The sequence below is a fragment of the Hymenobacter duratus genome (assembly GCF_014698995.1).
In the GTDB taxonomy this organism is placed as follows: Bacteria; Bacteroidota; Bacteroidia; order Cytophagales; family Hymenobacteraceae; genus Hymenobacter; species Hymenobacter duratus.
Window position 1 is genome coordinate 1,055,775 of the sequence record NZ_JACWZZ010000001.1, and the last position, 19,473, is coordinate 1,075,247.

The window sequence follows — 19,473 nt, forward strand, 5'->3', positions numbered from 1 at the left end:
GTACTTTAATCCTACCCCTATTATGACTGATAAGCAACGCGCCCGCCTCACCATGATGCAGGCCACCCTCGCCGTCCTCGACCAGCACGCCGAGGTCTATGCCGCCAACAAAGCTCTCAGCACTGCCCGCGCCGAGCTGGCCACCCTGGTCCAGGACCTGGACCCCACCGCCGAAACCCAGCAGCGGGCCGCCAGCCCCCGCAGCGCCGGGGCCGTGAAAAAGGCCACCAAGCTGCACCTGGCCCAACGCGCCGCCGAAGTAGCCGCCGCCCTGCTCGCCTACGCCGACGAGCAGCAGGACATCCGCCTCTACACCGACGCCGACTACACCGAGTACCAGCTCCGCCGCGCCCCCGACAACGACCTGGCCCGCATCAGCAAAAACATCCACACCCAGGCTACCGCCCACCTCCCGGCCCTGCAGGAGCAAGGCGTCACGAAGCAGGAGCTCACCGAGCTGGCCGCGGCCCTCACCTCCTTCCAAACCGAGCAAACCGCCCCCCGCACCGCCATTGCCGACAGCAAAGCCCAAACCAAAGCCCTGGCCGCCGACCTGCGCGCCGCCGTGGCCCTGCTCCGCAACCGCCTCGACAAATACCTCGTGCGCTACCAGCGCCCTGAGCCCCGCTTCTACACCGCCTACCAGTCGGCCCGCCAAACCATCAACACCGCCCAGCGCCGCGAGAAGCCGGCCCCCGCTATCTAAGCAGTGCCTGCGGCACCGTGCTACCACGGCCGCTCCTGCTCAGGGGCGGCCGTTTGCGTAGGGGTAGGAGAGTAGGGGAGAGGAGGCCGCACAGGCAGGCGCACAGTTCCGGTAGCGGCAGGAGCTGCCTAGAGTAGCCGGGCAGCGGCAAACGCCTTTCTTTGCGGCCGTATTTCTTCGGCACTATCCGCACAATGGCTATTCACCTGAACCCTATCAACTGGCGTTTGCTGGCCCTGCACCTGCTGGGTATTCCCTTTCTGGTGCTGGGCATGCAGGAGCTGTTCCTGATTCGGCACGTATGGTTTATCCAGCTTGCGCTACGCTACGGTACTGCCAATGTCGGGCAGCATATACCGGCGGGCTATTCAGGGGCTCAACTGATTTCGGAGCTATATCTGCGGGAACCACTAGCTGCTTTTGTGGCTATAGTCCTGGCTTGTGTGTTGCTGAGCAGCATCGTATGGCGGCGGCGCGAAAGTTGGCTGCTGCCGTTGCTGCTTTTCGTGGGAGGCGTAGTGCTCAACTGGAGTCAGCTGTACAGCCTGTCATTCGTCCAGAACCTGCCGAAAGTGTTGCATGGCTCCTTGGAGGCACCAACAGCGCAGTATCGGCTAGCCGTAGTCGGGCTACTATTACTCGCAATTGGGTTGCTGCCGTTTCTGTACACATGGCGCAAACCGGTTGCCCCCGCTACTGTACCCGCGTAAGGCGGCACAGCCAGCCCGGCTACTTCAGCACCTTGGCGTCATAGGCCACCTGCCCACCTATCAGCGTCAGCAGGCTGGCGGTTTTGGGCAGCTCCGGGGGCGGCACCGCAAAAATATCCTGCGACAGCACCACCACGTCGGCCAGCTGGCCCACCGCAATCCGGCCCTTGTCCTTTTCCGCAAATTCGGCGAAAGCCGAGCCATAAGTATAGGCCTGCACCGCCTGCTCCCGCGTAATAGCCTCCTTCGGATTGGCCGGCGTGAGGCTGGCCATCATGATGTTCAGAAACGGGTTCAGCGGCCCATCGGAGCCCAGCGCCACCGGCACCCCCGCCGCCAGCAACGAGCCCAGCGGCTGCATGCCCGGGCTCCAGCGCTGCCGAAACAGCTGCGGCTCGGCGAAGTGCATGGGATTCTGCACCACCACCACGCCCAGCTTTTTGGCCCGCGGCACCAGGTCCGCCACCACGCCGTCGCCGTGCTCGATGCGCATGCGCCGCGCGGGCCAGCTGGCGGCGGGGCCGTTGTTTTCCAGGGCCTGTAGCACCACTTCCGCGCTTCGGTCGCCGGCGCAGTGCACCAGTAGCTGCTGCTTCAGCTCCACCGATTCCTGCACCATGCGCGCCACCTCGGCCTCCGTGAAATTCAGCCGGCCTTTCCAGTCGGGGCGGTCGAGGTAGGGCTGGCGCAGGGCCGCACCCCGCTCGTAGGGCGTGCCATCCAGCACCCACTTCATGCCGCTGGCTTTCACTTTGGCGTTGGCCGCCGCGGGCTTCGGCATTTGCCGCACCTCAGACAGGTCGCGCTGCTGCGGCGTAGTCGGCGAAAACGGAATGGCCCGCACCCGAATCGGCAACTGCGCCTGTTCCAGCAGCCGCACAAACCGCTCAAACGGTAGCTGCGAAAACAGCTGCATCGACGTGATACCCAACCGCACAGCTTCATCAGACAGCTGCCGCAGCTCCGTCAGCGCCGCCGCATCGGATACCTGCGCCGTGAGCGTGCGGCTGGGCTGCCACTGCGCATACTCCCAGAAGCGCCCATTGAGCTGGGGCGGCGTAGTAGCGGTGTGCTCGAAATACCCACCCAGCGGGTCGGGCTGCTGGTCCTGGATGTTGAGTTTTTGTAGCGCCAGCGTGTTGGCAATGAAGCCGTGGCCATAGTAGGCACGCAGCAGCACAGGGTGGCGCGGCACTAGTTGGTCGAGAGCAACACGATTCACCTGTTCATTCAGCACTACCTGGGCACCCACCGTACCGAACAGCCACGTTCCCGCCGGCGCTTTGGCAGCGGCGGCCGTCAGGGTCTGCGCGGTTTCTTCCCAGCTGGGCTCCATCGTTTTAAATGCCAGATGCACCCCGGGCGCATCGGCGCTGAAATGGTTGTGCGCATCGTTGAAGCCAGGCGTAATGGTGCGGCCCTGCACATCAAGGCGCCGCGTTTTTGGGCCCGCCAGCTTGGTTATTTCCGCCGTGGTGCCCACCGCCACAATCCGCTCCCCCCGAATAGCCAGCGCCTGGGCCGTGGGCTGGGCCGGGTCGGCCGTGAAGATCTTGCCATTCAGCAGCACGATATCAGCGGGTTGCTGGGCCCGCGCCCCGGTACTTATCATCCACAAACTCCACGCGGCCACCAGCAGCTTTTTCATAGGTCAACAGGATTTCGGTATCATTGAATTATCTGATTAGTTGAATATAAAGAAAAGCATAGGTATTGCGAGCCATCAGGTAAAGCCTCGTTATCCTTGCCCTACTGCCACTGCCATGTTCCAGGCCCTGCATTCCGACTCCATCACCCTGCACCTGATCAACGAAAACAACCTGTCGGAGGTGTACGCTCTCTTTCAGGGGTTTCCTGATTCGCGGGAGATGCTGGACGAGTTGTTCCGGAATTACCTGCCGCGCTACGAGCAGGGCCGGCGTACCAATTTCGGCTTCTACTCGCTGCTGGGCCAGGAGCTGGCCGGCATGACCCTGCTCACAGTAGACAGCTGGGAAGAGCGTACGGCTTCCACCGGCGCCGATGTATTCCGGCACATGCGGGGCCGGGGCGTGACGCCGCGCAGCAAGCCGCATCTGTTTTATCTGGCCTTCGAACTGTTGGGCCTCAACCGCGTTGCCACGGGCTGTCTGTTGTCCAACACTTCCTCGCGGCGCTCCATCGAAAAGACGGCTGGCTTCCAGCTGGAAGGCATCATGCGCGAATCGGGGGTGAACGACGCGGGCGAGTTTGAGGACGAATACCTCTACGCCATCCTGCGCCGCGACTGGCTGCGGCTCTACGATAAAGCGCTGGTAACGGTACTGGAGTAGCGACTAGCAAACCGGGCAGCTGGTATAGCACAATTGCGGGCAGATGGTACTGACGTGCTAACCTCTAGCGCATTGGCTTCGTACCGGTAAGCTCCACCACTCTCTATTCCCATGCAAAAGTCCTTTCTAGTAGCCAGCGCCTTCGCCCTGAGTCTGGCCGCCTGCAGCCAGGAAAAAACCGCCGAAACCACCACCGCCCCAGTCACCACCGAAGCACCGGCTGCGCCAGCTGCTCCCGCCGATGCCACGTCCGGCGGCGTAGAGCGTGCCGAAACCGCCGCCCCGGCACCCCCTGCTGCCCCGTCGCTGGGTACCCAGCCCGGGCCTAAAGGCACCCAGATTTCCCTGACCAAAGCGCGCGTCATCGGGGACATCCTGACCGTGGAGCTGCAGGCTGCCCTGCCCGCAAATGCGGATGCCAACTATGAAACCGTGCGTGCTGACATCGACCAAGTATCCTACATCGACGATGCCACCTCGCGCAAATACAACGTGCTCAAAGACCAATCGGGCATGTACATGGCGCTGCCGCTCGACTACAGCAAGAAAAGCGTGGCGACCGATGCACGCAAGACGGGTCCCGGCATCATGAGCTTCAAGTTCCCGGCTCCGCCGGCCACCAGCACCACTATTTCGCTGAGCCTGCCGGGCATGGGTTCCTTTGACGGCATCACTATTCAGCGATGAGCCGCGCCCTCCGTGTGGCAGGGCCGCTACTGCTGGCTCTGCTGGCTACCGGTTGCTCCGACCAGCAGTCCGCTACCACTGCTACAGGCCAACCTGATGCCGGCCAACCCCTGACGGGCACCGCCAATGCTCCCGTTGGCTCGTCGCCGCCCACCACGGCCACCGAAGCAACTCCCGCCAGTGCCTCCCGCCCCGACCAGGGCCAGAAGCTTACCGGCCAGGTCAGCGACCTGTCGGGCGCAGCCAGTGACCTGGGCGGCAAGATGACCGACATGGGTCTGGTCATCAACTTCGATACCGACGTGCTGTTCGACTTCGACAAAGCCGACATCAAGCCCGGCGCTACGCCCACCCTGGAAAAGCTGGCGGAGGTGGTGAAGCAGTACACCAAGAGCCGCGTCGTCATCAATGGCTACACCGATGCCAAAGGCGACGACACCTACAACCGTACTCTCTCGCAGCGCCGTGCCCAAGCCATTGCCGACTGGCTCACGCAGCACCAGGCCGGCACCGCTGGACAGCTCCAAGTGCAGGGCTTCGGCGAAGCCAACCCCGTCGCCCCCAACACCAACCCCGACGGCTCCGACAACCCCGCAGGCCGTCAGCAAAACCGCCGCGTAGAGGTTATTATTTCCTAGCAGTACTTTTGCCGCCCAGACCAGTATGGCCACAAGCCAACAGGTCTGGGCGTCTATTTTGACGCTTCTATCTTGAATGCTTCTGTCGCGCGTACCGGCTCGTTGGTGCGCGTAATACCTTCTGCCACCACCCGGAACGAACCGGACCTGGCGGCACTACCAAACGAGATGGTAGCTACGCCGCTGGCATCGGTTTGCACGCTAGGATTCCAGTACAGCGTAGCACCCGAGCGGCCGGCCGGAGCGGCATTCGCCGTGGCATTGGGGGCAGGAGTATAAAACTCGCGTACGCGCTGCAGGCGGGGTGGGGCATACATCGGAGCCAGCACTGTAGGCGCCGGCTCTTCTCCTGGCCGGTAGTTGGGGTTGCCGTGCTTGGTAAGGAAAGCAATAGCTCCCGAAGCTCCCCGCTCCCCAAAAATGGCGGCCGACCCGGGTTTCAACACCTCAATAGCCTCGATATCCACCACAGGTATTGAGTTAATCATGTTGATATCCGTCGGGACGCCGTCGAGCAGGAACAGGGGCGTTGCAGTCGGCATGGTGGGCGCGTCGCTGATTATGGGCCGGTTCCTGGAATTGGTGCTTTGCTGCATGGCCAGCCCCATCTGGGTCGGGCTGGCGCTGCTTTTGCCGCGCATCGTTATCCGCACGTTGTCCTGGTTAGCAACTACAGTAAGGCCCGCTACGCGCCCCTGCAGCACCTGCACTACATCTTTGTAGCTGCCAATTCCGGCAATGTCCTTGGTCAGAATAGTGGCATCGGGCCGGCTATAGATGCGGCGGTTGTCCGGCCGGGGTGCCTGCGGCGCGCGGTCCTGCACCACCACTTCGTTTAGCAGAATGGTTTTGTCGCGCATGCTCACGGTATTGCGGCCTCCCACGGTCCGGAGCTTCAGCGCCGAGCTGTCGGCGGCCCATGGCCACAATGCCGCGCCCGAAGCTGCAATGGCAGGCAGCTTGTCGTCCAGCACCAGCTGCGGATGCTTGACGCTCTTAGTGGGCAGCGCCACCACCCGCACCGCCGCTGAATCCTGCCCCGAAAAGCCGGAGAATGTGAAGCGGCCTTCCGCGTCCGTCAGGGTCTGATACGATTTGGAAGGGCGGAAGCTGGTGAGCACAACGGCGGCCTCGGGAAGTGGCTCCATGCGCTTGCCCAGCACCTGCCCGCTCATGCTCAGGCTTTGCTCACGGGCATAAGGCATCGGGCTCCACTGGTTGGTTAGCAGCGCCTTCCACACAAACCGGCGCCAGCCCTGGGTGAGCAGCAAATCGTCGAGGGCGCGGGTAGTAGCAGGCGTGGTAGTCGCGAAATAATAGCCTGGCTGCTCCACAGCGCCCTGCAGGTCAGAAGTCAGGAGCAGGCTGGTGCGGATATCGGTGGTGTTGCGCAGCTGAGGCGCCCCGGCAACGTCCGTCACGGCCAGCGAGAAGCTGCCTGCCAAGGGCTTACCGGCTGCATCCTGAGCGGCTACGCGTAGCGTTACGTTTTCCTGTGGGCCATAGGCTTTCTTGGTTGGTTGCACGGTGAGGCGGGCACCGGTACCGGGGGCGCTGAAGGCCAGCCGCTCACAGCGGGCCACCTGCTGCCCATCGAACACCGTGAAGTGCAGAATGCCGGCCGGCAGCTGGCTTTTGGGTACCAGCACCGTGTGGGGGGCGGTGCTGCTCAGTTCGGTATGCTCTGCGTACGCCAGCGTGCCGCGCACATGTGCCACCAGCGTAATACGCTCGGTGGCCGATTCTCCGGCCGCCGCCTTGCGCCGGATCAGCACCTGAAACGCATCGGCTTTCTCCTGTACCTGCAGCGTAAGTCCGGCGGGTTGCACGGCCGGCAGCTCGTAGGTGGCTTCCTGGCCGCTGGGGTAGCGCACTTTGGCGGTGTAGCGGCGGCCGGCAGTCGGCTGCAGCTCGAATCGGCCCATGCCCAGGTGCTGGCTGCGTAGCTGGCTCACTACCACGCCCTGGTCATCCTGCACGGTTCCGCTCACCGCCAGGCCGCGTCCGTCGGGGCCGGTAGCCTTGAAGGCCACCACGCCCGGCAGGCCCGCTACCAGCTCGCCCCCTTCCGGGAAAAAACCGACCTGAGCGGTGGTAGCGGCTTTTTCGGACTGTTTGGGTGCCGAACCAGCCGCCGCAGCCAATACGGGGAGTGTCCGGGTAAAGAAATAATCGGGCGTGTTACGCATCCAGTTGGTGTAGGCCCGCACGGTGTACACGCCCTCGGGGAGGCTGCCGGGCAGAATGTAGCTGCCCGGGGCTCCGCCCGCCTGTACAGCCAGCGTCTGGTGCACCAGCAGCTTCTGGTCCGGACCAATCAGATCCACATACAGCACCTGACTCACGCTGTCGGCCTGACCAGGTGCCTCGGCCACTACATAGCCTTTGAACCAAAGCGTTTCGCCGGCATTGTAGACATCCTTATCGAATTGCAGGTATACTTTCTCGGGACTCGTAAGCGCGTAGAATCGCTCAAGCTGCGCCGCTATGTGCCGCGTAAAATCATCAGCCGGCGAGGTAAAAGAAACAAGCACGGCCAGGGTAGCCGCAGCCCACAACGGGCGCCGATAGTTCATAGGACGGAATGTGGAAAGGAATAGACAGCCGCAATTATACAGGTATTGCCAGAGAGTTAGCGGCCACTGCTCAGGAGCCATCTGCCCAGCCTGATGTGCCGGTGGCCAGGCAGGTTGGCTGCCCGCCGGAATCATCAGGCTACTACCCAGTTAAGAGGGCGTTAGTATCTATCGATTGTGCTATATAGTGTTCAGTATCAAGCTCATCGGTGCGCCTCAATGCCAAAACCTTGTACCCATTAAAATACGTTTGGCGCCAACTTCACCACTGAAGGGCGCGTAAGAGGGGACATCATTTCCTTTTATCTACCTCTGATTCCATGAAAAATTTCCTTGCCTTCGCTGCTGCTGTTGCCCTGAGTGTTACCGCCGCCTCTGCCCAGACCCTGCCCCAAAGCACGCCTACACCGAGCGGTAGCGTGAGCCCACAGTCGTCGCCTCCGGCCCAAGCCCCTGGCTCATTGGGCACGATGCCTTCCAGCAACACCCAGCCTGCCAGCGAGCAGTCGACCCTGACGCCTAGCAACAGCCAGGACACGCGCCGCACCAAAGAGATGAAAAAGCCGCGTGCCAAGAAGAAAATGAAGTCCACTTCTACTAGCGGTTCGACCTACTAGAACCCATCCGGTTTCGAAGCTAAAAAGGGCTGCCTCCACGCGAGGCAGCCCTTCTTTTGTTTGAGCCCTTGGGTAAAGCTCTGGTGCCTTACAGATACCACGCGTCGCCCGGCGCCACGCTTACCCCCACAGCTGCGCCGGCTACCAGGTCCGTGGCGGCAGTTTTCACCGTCACGCGGGTGCGCAGCAACGCCACCTCCACCTCCGAGTAGCTCCCGAAAAACCGCACGGCGCGCACCATGCCGGGCACGGCTGCCTCTGCCGATGCGGGCAGCAGGCGCAGGCTTTCCGGGCGGATGAGCAGCGGCTTGCGGCGGGGCGCGAGGCCCGACAGCCCGGCAAACGCCATGGCCGCCGCTCCGCGCAGCAGGTTGTAGTCGCCGAAAAGGCCGGCGGTGTACTCATTTACGGGCTGCGCATACACCTGCCGGGGCGGGCCTTGCTGCACCAGCCGGCCCTGCTGCAGCACCAGCAGCGTATCGGCCCAGGAAAGTGTGTCGGCCGGGTCGTGCGAGACCAGAATGCACGTCAGGCGCAGCTGCTCCCCGATGTCGTCAATCACGGCTTTGAGCAGCTGCTTATGCCCCCGGTCCAGGTTGGAAAACGGCTCGTCGAGCAGCAGCAGCTTCGGCGACGACAGCAGCAGCCGGGCCAGTGCAATCCGCTGCCGCTCGCCACCCGAAACCTGGTCGGTGCGGCGCTCCAGCAGATGCCCGATGCGGCACAGCTCGTATAGTTTCTGGCTTTCGGCGGCCGGCAGCTTGCTGGCGTAGCGCAGCACCTGCTCCACGCGCAGCGAATGGGGCAGCTCCGAGTGCTGCGACAGATACGCCACGCCCAGATGCCCCGGCACCAGCACTTCCTGCGGGCCTTTCACGCGTTGGCCGTCAAACAGCACGGTGCCGGCCTGGGGCTGCGCCAGCCCAGCCACCACCTGCAGCAGCGTGCTCTTGCCGGCCCCCGTTTCGCCGGCTATGGCCAGCTTCTCAAACGCCTGCTGCTGAAAGCTGATGTGCTGAAGCGCGAAGTCGCCTCTTTCCTGCAACGATATTCCCGAAACGCGCAATAAGCTCATAAGTACCCGCCTGCTGACAACCACGCGGGCCCCGCTGCCCGCCCCGCAAAGCTACACGGCGCACCCTACTAGTCCTCGATGGCCTCAATCCCGAGCTGCTTCAGCCGCTCCAGGTGCTCCCGCATGGCCCGGAGCTGCTCCGGCGCATGCCCCTGCCACTCCCTGACCTCGCCCACAACCCGCAGCGGACTGCGGGAACGGTACGATTTGGTGGGGTTGCCCGGAAACTTCTTGTCCGTCAGGTTCGGGTCGTCCTCTATCGGGCCGGTCGGCTCCACTATATAAACCCGGCCGCGCCCTTCATCCACAGCCAGCTCGGCGCCCCAGGTGGCTGCATCGAGGGTGGCCGTCAGATACACGTAGGAGGCTTTTTTCTGGCTGCCGTAGTTCGACGCGAAGCCCGGGGCAATCAGGTCGCCCGGCTTCAAATCGGCTTTGGTGCCGTGGTAGAAAGGCGCAGAATCCAAGGCTTTGAGAAGGGACATGGTCTCTTGCTTTTAACGGGTTGATATGGCCTCCGCCTGCCCGGTGTAGAGACGCGTATTCGCGTCTCGTCGTTGAACGGCCGGAGCTGCGCCAGACCGTGCTTCCCGCAAGCTATTTCCGGAGTTGCACGCAGCAGCAGCCGGGCTTCGGACGGGCCAGGAGGCCGGTTTCTCGCGGTGCAGCACCTGCTGCTCAGCCTTTGTTCACGTGGTTTATGATGGCCGGCAGATTGGCAATGGGCGAAAACCAGCCGTTCAGCTCATTGAATCTGACGCCATATACGCCCTGCGCAGCGAGGGCCAGCAGGTAGTCAATGGCTTTTTGCGTGTCCGTGGATATCACCAGCACGTTGCCGCTCTCATCCACGAAACCACCGTTGGGGATGGTTCTGGCGTACTCCTGGGCGCGTTGCCTATCGGTAAATACAAACGCCCAGGGCTTGCCATCCAGCACGCCCACAAACGGTTTTCGTTCTTCGATAGTGGCCGTTTGCCGCGTCATAAAATGCCATTGCGGCAAACTGAGTACCACTTTCCACAAGGCCGAAAGGTCTTCGTTTCTCCCGGAGCTTTTGGCCTTGTCCAGAAGCAGGTCAATTTCATTGTGGGCAGCTGAGTCCATATGTCCTTGTTCGTTTGCCATTGAAGCGCTTATTGCGGTTGACATACTACGTGTAGGGCATTTGGTTGTCTGTAAGCGGTGGCGTCGTGATTCCGAAACAGATACCACCGCCTTCGTCGCTCAGTTGTGCCGAGTGAGGCCGGGGCTCCTGCAGATGTGCTGCGCGGGTGGCGCGGCGGATTCAGGGCATAGCCTCTCGGGCGTAGGGATTAATAGGCACAGATGAGCGAGGGCGGGTACTAAAAAGTCACAGCTGACGTCTGCTGCTTTTCCCGTGGGGGTAGTTTGCTGAAAACATACAATGCATTTGCCAAGCATGATTGAGCACTGTAATTCGTGTAGACATAAAGAGTCTTTCCTTGATAAGATACTGGATGACTACTGCCTTTAAGTGCTTTTTGCAGGGAAAATAAAGCAGTCTTCTTGCCTGATTTATCTGGAAAGGGCAACGCAATTGATTCGCTTTGTTGAAGAAAAAACTGTGACGCTTCCAGCAAAATATCCTTCCAAGACTTAATATTCTTTACCGTTCCGTTAGGTAATCGTAGCTGCTTTGGTTTCTGATTAGGCTCCAGGTGCAACGTATTGATATGCGTCAGTTCTACAAAACCCGGGAATGTAGATTCATCAGCTTTCTGAGCCTTATTAGCTTTTCTTTTCTGGGACTTAGCTACAGCAATTGGTGCAACTTCAGCTACTTGTGAAATATAGTCGCTCGAATGCGCAATCCCGTAACCACTCTGCGCGGCGTCAAGCCACTGAATCAGGTGTAAGGCTGCGGGCAGTAGGTCGCCTACCAGAGAAAACGTAACGGCTTCCGTGTTGCCTTTGTGCAGGTTGGAGTAGCAGTGCCAACTCAGGCCGTCGGTGATGAAAACGGTCTGCACCTTGAAGCCCAGCGCGTAGCCCAGTACTTTGCTTACGTAGCCGTGTTTGTCGAGGCTTGCGTCCAGGCACTTGGCTTCTATTACGATATGGGGTTTCCCGGCCACGTCGTGCAGCAAGTAATCCACCCGCAAGTCGCCGCCAATCGTCTTTTCCGGTTCTACCATCTGCACGTTAGTAGTATCCCAGCCCAGCGCCCGTAGCACGGGGTCAATTAGTGCGGCACGGGTGGCCGCCTCATTCTTGCGGAGCAGCGGCGCGTTGAGTTTCGCACTGGTGCGAACGGCTTGTAAGACAGTATAGAGAGACGCTAACGGACTTGTGACGGACATCGAGAGAAGATAAAATGGCGTAGTACAATGTTAAGAATTTGTGGCCGCCTGCGGGCTGTTGTTGCGCCGCTAGTTCCGCCCGGCCTTATTCCCCCGTACCTTCGCCTACCCAAACCGCAGCGGCAGGAAACCAAACCCCGGGCTGCGGCTGTTTACCCGTTCTATGGCCGACAACTCCGTTCTGCAACTGGCTGCCCCCGCGGCCGACCCCATTGACCAGCTCGATCCGCGCGAGTTTATCCTCATCAAAAACGCCCGCGTCCACAACCTCAAGAATCTGAGCGTGGCGCTGCCGCGCAACAAGTTCATTGTCGTGACGGGCCTGTCGGGTTCGGGCAAGTCGAGTCTGGCGTTTGATACGCTGTACGCCGAGGGCCAGCGCATGTACGTAGAGAGCCTCAGCAGCTACGCCCGCCAGTTCCTGGGCCGCATGGACAAGCCCGACGTGGACTACATCCGGGGCATTTCGCCGGCCATTGCCATCGAGCAGAAGGTCAGCATCAAGAACAACCGCTCCACCGTGGGCACCAGCACCGAAATCTACGACTACCTCAAGCTGCTGTTTGCGCGGGTGGGCCGCACCTACTCACCCGTGAGCGGCGAGCAGGTGAAGAAGGACAACGTGGCCGACGTGGTAGACTACCTCATGCAGCTGCCCGCCGATACCCGCGTGATGCTGCTCTCGCCGCTGCAGCCCGCCCAGGATGGGCGCCCCATGAGCAAGGAGCTGGATTTGCTGCTGCAGAAAGGCTACAGCCGCGTGGTGGTGAACAACGAAACCGCCTTCATCGAGGAGCTGATTGCCGAGGGCCAGCCCGAAGTGAAAGGCGACGTGTACATCATGATTGACCGCGCCGTTATCATCCCCGGCGACGAAGACCTGACCTTCCGCCTCGCCGACTCGGTGCAGACCGCCTTTTTCGAGGGCCACGGCACCTGCATCGTGAAGATGGACGACGAAACCCGCACCTTCTCCGACCGGTTTGAGCTGGATGAGCTGGTGTTTGAGGAGCCAAGCGTCAACTTCTTCTCCTTCAACAACCCCTACGGCGCCTGCCAGACCTGCGAAGGGTTCGGCTCGGTGCTGGGCATCGACGAGGACCTGGTGATTCCGGACAAGAGCATGACGGTGTACGAGGGCGCCATTGCCCCCTGGCGCACCGACAAGCAGAGCGAATGGCTCAAGCCCCTGCTCAAAAACGGTATCCGCTTCGATTTTCCCATTCACCGGCCCTACAACGAGCTGAGTGAAGCCGAGCGCACCTTGCTCTGGAAAGGCAACAAGTACTTCGACGGGCTGGACGACTACTTTAAATGGGTAGCTACCCAGACCCACAAAATCCAGTACCGTGTGCTGCAAAGCCGCTACCGGGGCCGCACCACCTGCCCCGACTGCCGCGGTACGCGCCTGCGCAAAGACGCCCAGTACGTCAAGATTCAGGGCCAGAGCATCACGGACCTCGTGCTGCTGCCAGTGAGCCGGGCGCTGGAGTTTTTCCAGACCCTGGACCTGCCCGGGCACGAAGCCAAGGTAGCGGAGCGCCTCGTAACGGAAGTGACCAACCGGCTGGAGTATTTGAACCGGGTGGGTTTGGGCTACCTCACGCTCAACCGCCTCAGCAGCACGCTCTCAGGCGGGGAAAGCCAGCGGATTTCACTGGCTACCTCGCTGGGTTCGGCGCTGGTGGGCTCTATGTACATTCTCGATGAGCCCTCTATTGGCCTGCATCCGAAGGACGCGGAGCAGCTGATTGGCGTGCTGCGCTCCTTGCAGCAGCTCGGCAACACCGTCATTGTGGTGGAGCACGAGGACAAAATGATGGAGCAGGCCGACCAGATTATAGACATCGGGCCGGAAGCGGGCAGCGGAGGCGGCATTCTGCAGTTTCAGGGCACGTATGCCGAGGTGCTGAAGTCGGACACCTACACCGGCGAGTACCTGAGCGGCCGCCGCGAAGTGGCCGTGCCCAAAACGCGCCGCCCCTGGCGCAACGCCCTGGAGCTGACCGGCGCCCGCGAAAACAACCTCAAAAACGTGGCCGTCAAGTTTCCGCTGAACGTGATGACCGTGGTGACGGGCGTATCGGGCTCCGGCAAATCCACGCTGATCCGGCGGATTCTGGCCCCGGCCCTACTCAAGCAGCTCGGCGGCGGCGCGGGCGAAGCCACCGGCAAGTTCGACCGCCTCACCGGCGTGAATGGGCAGGTAACGCACGTGGAGTTCGTGGACCAGAACCCTATCGGTAAGAGCAGCCGCTCCAACCCCGTCACCTACGTGAAGGCCTACGACGCCATCCGGAGCCTGTTTGCCGACCAGCCGCTGGCCAAAGCGCGCGGCTTCAAACCCTCGCACTTCTCGTTCAACATTGATGGGGGCCGCTGCGAGGTGTGCCAGGGCGAAGGCCAGGTGAAGATTGAAATGCAGTTCATGGCCGACATCTACCTGACCTGCGAGGCCTGCGAGGGCCGCAAGTTCAAGCAGGACGTGCTGGACGTGAAGTATCAGGACTTGGCCATCAACGACGTGCTCGACATGACCATTGAGGACAGCATCGAGTTCTTCAAGGGCCAGCCCAAGATTGTGGAGCGTCTCAAGCCGCTCGATGACGTGGGCCTGGGCTACATCCGGCTGGGGCAGTCGGCCAATACGCTGAGCGGCGGCGAGGCCCAGCGCGTGAAGCTGGCCTCGTTCCTGACCAAGGGCAACACCCTGCAGAACGATAAGATCCTGTTCATCTTCGACGAGCCCAGCACCGGCCTGCACTTCCACGACATCAACAAGCTGATGACGGCCCTGAACGCGCTGGTGGAGCAGGGCAACTCGGTGCTCATCATCGAGCACAACATGGACATCATCAAGTGCGCCGACTGGGTGATTGACCTGGGCCCCGAAGGCGGCCTGAACGGCGGGCACCTGCTGTTCGAGGGCACGCCCGAGGAGATGGTAAAACTCAAAGACACCAACCACACGGCGCGTTTCCTGGCCGAGAAGCTGTAGTAGCAGCTTCAGGCAACCATCAGCACAAAGCAAAGGCACCCACGCGGGTGCCTTTGCTTTGTGCTGATGGTGAGTAAAACGGTTTGCCAGAATATGCCCCGTAACACCTTCGCCAGAATGATACTGGCCGGATTGAGCTGACACCGGTAAATTTAGTAATTTGAATATGCCGCTCCGGCAGCAGCCTGCCCACCGAGCCCACCCTAGCCAAGGCTCACTGGTATCTCTCCCTCACTTATCGTCACGGCTGTATGAATACACCACTACTTACTCATTGCCGTCCGCAACTGAGAGGCGTCCTGCTGATGCTGAATCTGCTGTTGCTGGCCTCGGCGGCTTTAGCGCAGACCGTGACCATCTCTTCAGCCCAGGATATCGGCGGCATCTATACCACCCTAACCATTGCCAGGGGCGGCATTGCCACAATGCGTGCCAACGTGGCTGTAACCGGCCTGTTGCGCGTGGAGGACGGAGGCACCCTGATTACCAATGAATGGCTGGTAGGCGGAGGCGCGTTTGAGTTGCAGGCAGGCGGGACACTGTGGATTGGTGACGCATTCGGCATTATGGCAGCGGGTAGCACGTCGCCGAATGGCGGGAGCATCCGCTCTTTCAGTCGCTCGTATAGTCCCGATGCTAACTACGTGTACAATGCGGCAATACGCTTCCAGGCCGTGCCCGTAGTACAATACACGGGCTCTGGGCTGCCCGCGCGGGTTCGTAGTCTAATAGCGAATGTGGTGAACATACAGGGCACACCAGGAAACAACATTCTGGCGCTGCAAAGCGACGTGAGCGTTGCGGAAGTGCTGGGAACAACCAACAGTACGATCATCGACCCGAATTTTCTTCTGAGCCCGGGGCCAGCCCGCACAATTACGCTGCTTTCGGACCCTATGCGCGGAACCGCTCTGCTGGTGGACCGGTCAGGGAATGGGGTGCCACCGGGGCCGCTCATCACCCGGCCCATCATCATCCAGCGCAGTATCGACCCGGGCCTGAACGCGGGGCCTGGCTACCGCCACCTATCTGCCCCGGTACAGGGGGCTTCTGTCAGCATGCTGGCCGCCGCCGGCTTCACGCCTGTCGTCAACCCCTCCTACAATGGGGCCGCCGCGCCGGGGAGGGTTTCTCCTTTTCCTACGGTGTTCGGCTACGATCAAACCCGGCTGGCCAGCAGCCCGGCCGTCGGCCTGAGTCCGTTCGATAAAGGCTGGGTTTCGCCGGTTTCCCTCAGCGACCCGCTGGCAGTGGGCTGGGGCTATACCGTGAATCTGCCCGCCAGCAGCGTCATTAATTTCCAGGGCGTGCCGAATCAGCGTGATGCCACGCTGACGCTGAACCGCGGGGCTGAAGCCGACGCGGGCTGGCAGCTGCTGGGCAACCCGTTTCCGGCGCCCCTGGACTGGCGCCAGGTGCCCATGCCCGCTGGCCTCGATGCGGCACTCTACGTGTACCAGAGCACGGGGCAGTATGGCGGCCGGTACCGTAGCTATGTCAACGGCATCGGCAACCCGGTGCTGCCACTGGGCCAGGGCTTTTTCGTGCGCGTGAGTCAGCCCAACTCGGTAGTGAGCCTGACGCTGCCTGCTGCAGCCCGCGTTACCACGTTCGGGCAGGAGCCCTCGGTGCAGCGGGGAGCTGAAACCCGGCCTTTGCTGCAGCTGACCCTGGCCCGCGCTGGCTCGTCCCTGACCGATGAAACCTACGTGTACTTCGAAGCAGGCGCCACCGCCGGTGTGGATACCCGGTTTGATGCGCTGAAAATGCAACACAGCCCCGCCGCGGCTCCCACCCTCTGGACCCTGATGGCGGGCACCGAGCAGGCTATCAATGGTCTTCCTCGCCTGACCGGCTCCGCAGTGGTGCCGCTGGGCATGGCCCTGCCGCAGGCGGGCACCTACACGCTGGAAGCCGCTCAGTTGCTGAACCTGAGCACGGCCATCGTGTACCTGCACGATGACCTGACCGGGCAGGACGTTAACCTGAGCCAGCAACCGCGCTATACTTTTACGGCGGGGGCAGCCGGGCTTCTGACTAGTCGGTTTGAATTGCGCTTCGAGCCACTGCGCCCTACCGCCAGCGCGGTGGCCTTGAGTGCCGCCAGCGTACAGCTCTATCCCAACCCGGCCCATACGCGCTTTAGTCTGCTGCTGCCAGCTGTGCCTGGTGCCAAGCAGGTGCAGGCCACGCTGCGTAATACATTGGGGCAGGCAGTGCGCCGGCAAACGGCACTTCTGCCGGCTGCCGGCACTCGTCTGGAGTTCGATGTGCGGGACCTGCGTGCCGGCGTGTACGTACTGTGTCTGCAGGCCGGGGGCGAAACATTGGTGAAGCGCGTAGTGGTGGAATAAGGCGTGGCCATACCAGAGCTTTCCGATGCTGTGCCTGTCTGCGCCACGGCTGATAGCACCAGTTGCTACATTCCCCTGGGCCGGGGCGTAAACATCTGCATAAGCTGGTCCGTTAAGGCATACAACAAAATTTCTCTATGTCTTCGAGCCATACTCCGCATTCTGCCACCGCACACAGCCGCATCTGGCGCTGGCTGGCCGCCATCAGCGTATTTGGCAACATCATCCTGAATTACTATTCCAATGCCTTCCCCTTCAATGGGCAGGATATGGGTGAGGTATCGGCTAAGTATCCGACGCTGCTGACGCCGGCCGGCTACGCTTTCAGCATTTGGGGGCTGATTTTTCTGAGCTTGTCCGTTTATGCCGTGTGGCAGCTGCTGCCGGCCCAGCGTACCATCGGGCTGCCCGATGCCGTGGCCAGGCCACTCACGCTGGCTAGCCTTGCCACGGCCGGTTGGGTGGTGCTGTTCGCTTATGAGCTGATTATTCCGAGCGTTGTGACCATGCTGGTGATTCTGGGCGCGCTCATCGTAGCCTACGGGCGGGCCCGGCGCCGCACCCTTGACCATCGGGCGCCCCGCTGGGCCAGCCTGCCGTTTGGCTTGTATCTAGGCTGGATTTCGGTGGCTTCTACCATCAACATCACCATTGGGCTGCGGCAGTTGGGCTGGCAGGCCGGCGAAAACGTGACGGTGCTCCTGACACTGGTGCTGCTGGCCGTGGTGGTAGTGGTGGCGCTGCTGCTGAGCCGGCAGTTTCGGGAAGAAACCGTGGCGCTGGTGGTGGCTTGGGCCTTAGTGGCTATCTGGGTGGCGCGCCGCGCTGAGTATCCGGAGCTGGCCTGGGCCGCTTTGGCCGGGGCCGTAGTGGTGGTGCTGGGAAGCTTCGTGCTGGCTTCGCGGCAGCGGCGGCGCGCGCTGGGCGTGTGAATTGTCCGTATTTTGCGGCCCATCCATTCCCCACTCTACCTTTCTCATTATGCGTAAGAACCTCGTTGCCGGCAACTGGAAGATGAACATGACCCTTCAGGACGGCTTGGCGCTGGTATCAGAAATCACCAACATGGTGCAGGATGAAGTAACCGGCTCCGATGTGCAGGTCGTTATCTGCCCGCCGTTTCCGTTCCTGTCGGCCATTGGCAAGCAACTGCCCGAGGGCGGCCGAATTCATCTGGGCGCACAGAACTGCCACCAGAAGGAAAGTGGCGCCTTCACCGGTGAGGTTTCGGCTAAGATGTTGCAGTCGGTGGGAGCAGAGTACGTGATTCTGGGTCATTCGGAACGCCGCCAGTACTTCCGCGAAGACAACGAGCTGCTGAGCCAGAAGCTGAAGGCTGCCCTGGCCGCCGGCCTCAAGCCCATCTTCTGCGTGGGCGAAACCCTGGAAACCCGCGAGGCCGACGACACCTTCAACTTCATCAGCCAGCAGCTGAAAGAGGGGCTGTTTCACCTCAGCAACGAGGAGTTCGACCAGGTAGTAGTAGCCTACGAGCCCATCTGGGCCATCGGGACGGGCAAAACCGCCACCAGCGCCCAGGCTCAGGAGGTGCACGCTTTCATCCGGGAGCAGATTGCCCGCGCCTACGACGCCGAAGCGGCGCTGAATACGACCATTCTGTACGGTGGCTCGGCCAACGCCCAGAACGCCCGGGAGCTGTTCAGCCAGCCCGACGTAGACGGCGGCCTGATTGGCGGCGCTTCCCTCAAGTCGCGCGACTTCACGGAAATCATCAAGTCGTTCTAAGCCGAGCAACAGAACCGTGGGCGTAAATCCCCGCCCAAGCTGTAGCCCGAAGCGGTGCTTCGGCCCGGATACCAGGAGCCGGACAACGGCCCCCACGCGCCGAAGCACCGCTTCGGGCTAGAGCAGCTGCTTGAACCAAGAGTGCAACAACAGGTGTTCGGCTCTCACTTAGGCAAGCTCTTTGCACTCAGCAGTTTTTCCAGGTTCTGGCTTCTCCTGTCTCAGCTCTCCCCATATGCTTTCCACACTGTTTCTTTCCGGTATGCTGGCCCTGAGTCCGGTGCAGCCGCAGCCGCGGGTGCCGTTTGTGGCGTCCGCACCGGCCGGCTCGCTGGAACCGTGCCGCATCTACGGCTCGGTATATCTGGAGCGGGACCCGCGCCGCCGGGGCTTCTGCTTCGGAGCCGTGTATGAGGAGCCGGAAGAAGCCTTTGCCGATGTGCTGGTGTTTCCCGAAACGAATAAGCTCTTCGCCGATAAGGCCGGCCTGTGGTATATCACTGAGGCCCGCGACTTCGCCGACTACGTGCTGTTCGTATCCGACAACCGCTCGTTGGCCGACTTCAGCATCCACTATACCAAGGTGCGCTCCTTCGCCGGCTGCCGGAAAAATTAGTTTCCTCACGAATGCATAAAAGGGCCGCTCCTGAGTAGGAGCGGCCCTTTTATGTGCTATTCATAGGAGTTTGCAGCTTCATGCGCACCACGCGGCGGTTCTGGGTCTTGCCTT

At 61.5% G+C, this 19,473-nt stretch carries 17 protein-coding genes; 11 read left to right on the forward strand and 6 right to left on the reverse strand.

Annotated elements, in window-relative coordinates; all coding sequences use genetic code 11:
• Window positions 1-22: 22 nt before the first annotated feature.
• Window positions 23-706 carry a hypothetical protein gene (locus tag IC231_RS04320; protein WP_190783357.1) on the forward strand — a complete coding sequence of 228 codons (684 nt, stop codon included), beginning with the start codon at window positions 23-25 and terminating at the stop codon, window positions 704-706.
• A 194-nt stretch (window positions 707-900) separates the two neighbouring features.
• Window positions 901-1,416, forward strand: coding sequence for a hypothetical protein (locus IC231_RS04325; protein ID WP_185888651.1), 516 nt, complete (start codon window positions 901-903; stop codon window positions 1,414-1,416).
• 19 nt (window positions 1,417-1,435) lie between these two features.
• On the opposite strand, the gene IC231_RS04330 is transcribed toward IC231_RS04325, so the two are convergent.
• Window positions 1,436-3,064 (reverse strand): amidohydrolase, encoded by a 1,629-nt coding sequence (locus IC231_RS04330; RefSeq protein WP_190783358.1) that lies wholly within the window; start codon window positions 3,062-3,064, stop codon window positions 1,436-1,438.
• Between the two features lie 115 nt (window positions 3,065-3,179).
• Between IC231_RS04330 and IC231_RS04335 the strand changes: the two genes are divergently transcribed.
• The 3 genes from IC231_RS04335 (at window position 3,180) to IC231_RS04345 (ending at window position 5,053) form a co-directional block, all read left to right on the forward strand.
• Window positions 3,180-3,728, forward strand: a complete 549-nt coding sequence (locus IC231_RS04335; protein ID WP_190783359.1) for a GNAT family N-acetyltransferase — start codon at window positions 3,180-3,182, stop codon at window positions 3,726-3,728.
• A gap of 111 nt (window positions 3,729-3,839) precedes the next feature.
• The gene (locus IC231_RS04340; protein WP_190783360.1) at window positions 3,840-4,415 is read left to right on the forward strand and encodes a hypothetical protein; all 576 of its coding nucleotides are present in this window, start codon (window positions 3,840-3,842) and stop codon (window positions 4,413-4,415) included.
• Window positions 4,412-5,053: an OmpA family protein gene (locus IC231_RS04345; protein ID WP_190783361.1), complete on the forward strand. Its 642-nt coding sequence runs from the start codon at window positions 4,412-4,414 to the stop codon at window positions 5,051-5,053. Before IC231_RS04340 ends, IC231_RS04345 begins: the two co-directional genes overlap by 4 nt.
• 53 nt (window positions 5,054-5,106) lie before the next feature.
• On the opposite strand, the gene IC231_RS04350 is transcribed toward IC231_RS04345, so the two are convergent.
• Entirely contained in the window at window positions 5,107-7,587 is a 2,481-nt protein-coding gene (locus IC231_RS04350; protein ID WP_190783362.1) for a TonB-dependent receptor plug domain-containing protein, read from the reverse strand.
• Window positions 7,588-7,949: 362 nt separating this feature from the next.
• Here IC231_RS04350 and IC231_RS04355 point away from each other — a divergent pair, with 362 nt between their 5' ends.
• A complete protein-coding gene (locus tag IC231_RS04355) occupies window positions 7,950-8,246 on the forward strand; it encodes a hypothetical protein (protein WP_190783363.1) in 297 nt (98 codons plus the stop codon).
• Between the two features lie 88 nt (window positions 8,247-8,334).
• Here IC231_RS04355 and IC231_RS04360 read toward each other — a convergent pair whose 3' ends face one another.
• The 4 genes from IC231_RS04360 to IC231_RS04375 all read right to left on the reverse strand — a co-directional run bounded on the left by IC231_RS04360 (window position 8,335) and on the right by IC231_RS04375 (window position 11,645).
• The gene (locus IC231_RS04360) at window positions 8,335-9,321 is read right to left on the reverse strand and encodes an ABC transporter ATP-binding protein (protein WP_190783364.1); all 987 of its coding nucleotides are present in this window, start codon (window positions 9,319-9,321) and stop codon (window positions 8,335-8,337) included.
• A 68-nt stretch (window positions 9,322-9,389) separates the two neighbouring features.
• Window positions 9,390-9,806 carry an NAD(+)--rifampin ADP-ribosyltransferase gene (gene arr, locus IC231_RS04365; RefSeq protein WP_190783365.1) on the reverse strand — a complete coding sequence of 139 codons (417 nt, stop codon included), beginning with the start codon at window positions 9,804-9,806 and terminating at the stop codon, window positions 9,390-9,392.
• 193 nt (window positions 9,807-9,999) lie between these two features.
• Window positions 10,000-10,428 (reverse strand): hypothetical protein, encoded by a 429-nt coding sequence (locus IC231_RS04370; RefSeq protein ID WP_190783366.1) that lies wholly within the window; start codon window positions 10,426-10,428, stop codon window positions 10,000-10,002.
• A 239-nt stretch (window positions 10,429-10,667) separates the two neighbouring features.
• Window positions 10,668-11,645 (reverse strand): hypothetical protein, encoded by a 978-nt coding sequence (locus IC231_RS04375; RefSeq protein ID WP_190783367.1) that lies wholly within the window; start codon window positions 11,643-11,645, stop codon window positions 10,668-10,670.
• Window positions 11,646-11,808: 163 nt separating this feature from the next.
• Here IC231_RS04375 and uvrA point away from each other — a divergent pair, with 163 nt between their 5' ends.
• The 5 genes from uvrA to IC231_RS04400 all read left to right on the forward strand — a co-directional run bounded on the left by uvrA (window position 11,809) and on the right by IC231_RS04400 (window position 19,359).
• Window positions 11,809-14,643 carry an excinuclease ABC subunit UvrA gene (uvrA, locus tag IC231_RS04380; RefSeq protein ID WP_190783368.1) on the forward strand — a complete coding sequence of 945 codons (2,835 nt, stop codon included), beginning with the start codon at window positions 11,809-11,811 and terminating at the stop codon, window positions 14,641-14,643.
• Window positions 14,644-14,948: 305 nt separating this feature from the next.
• The gene (locus IC231_RS04385; protein WP_190783369.1) at window positions 14,949-16,997 is read left to right on the forward strand and encodes a T9SS type A sorting domain-containing protein; all 2,049 of its coding nucleotides are present in this window, start codon (window positions 14,949-14,951) and stop codon (window positions 16,995-16,997) included.
• Window positions 16,998-17,134: 137 nt separating this feature from the next.
• Entirely contained in the window at window positions 17,135-17,929 is a 795-nt protein-coding gene (locus IC231_RS04390) for a tryptophan-rich sensory protein (protein ID WP_190783370.1), read from the forward strand.
• A gap of 49 nt (window positions 17,930-17,978) precedes the next feature.
• Window positions 17,979-18,743, forward strand: coding sequence for a triose-phosphate isomerase (gene tpiA / locus IC231_RS04395; protein ID WP_190783371.1), 765 nt, complete (start codon window positions 17,979-17,981; stop codon window positions 18,741-18,743).
• Window positions 18,744-18,978: 235 nt separating this feature from the next.
• Window positions 18,979-19,359 (forward strand): DUF6150 family protein, encoded by a 381-nt coding sequence (locus tag IC231_RS04400; protein ID WP_211538851.1) that lies wholly within the window; start codon window positions 18,979-18,981, stop codon window positions 19,357-19,359.
• The last annotated feature ends 114 nt before the right edge of the window (window positions 19,360-19,473 follow it).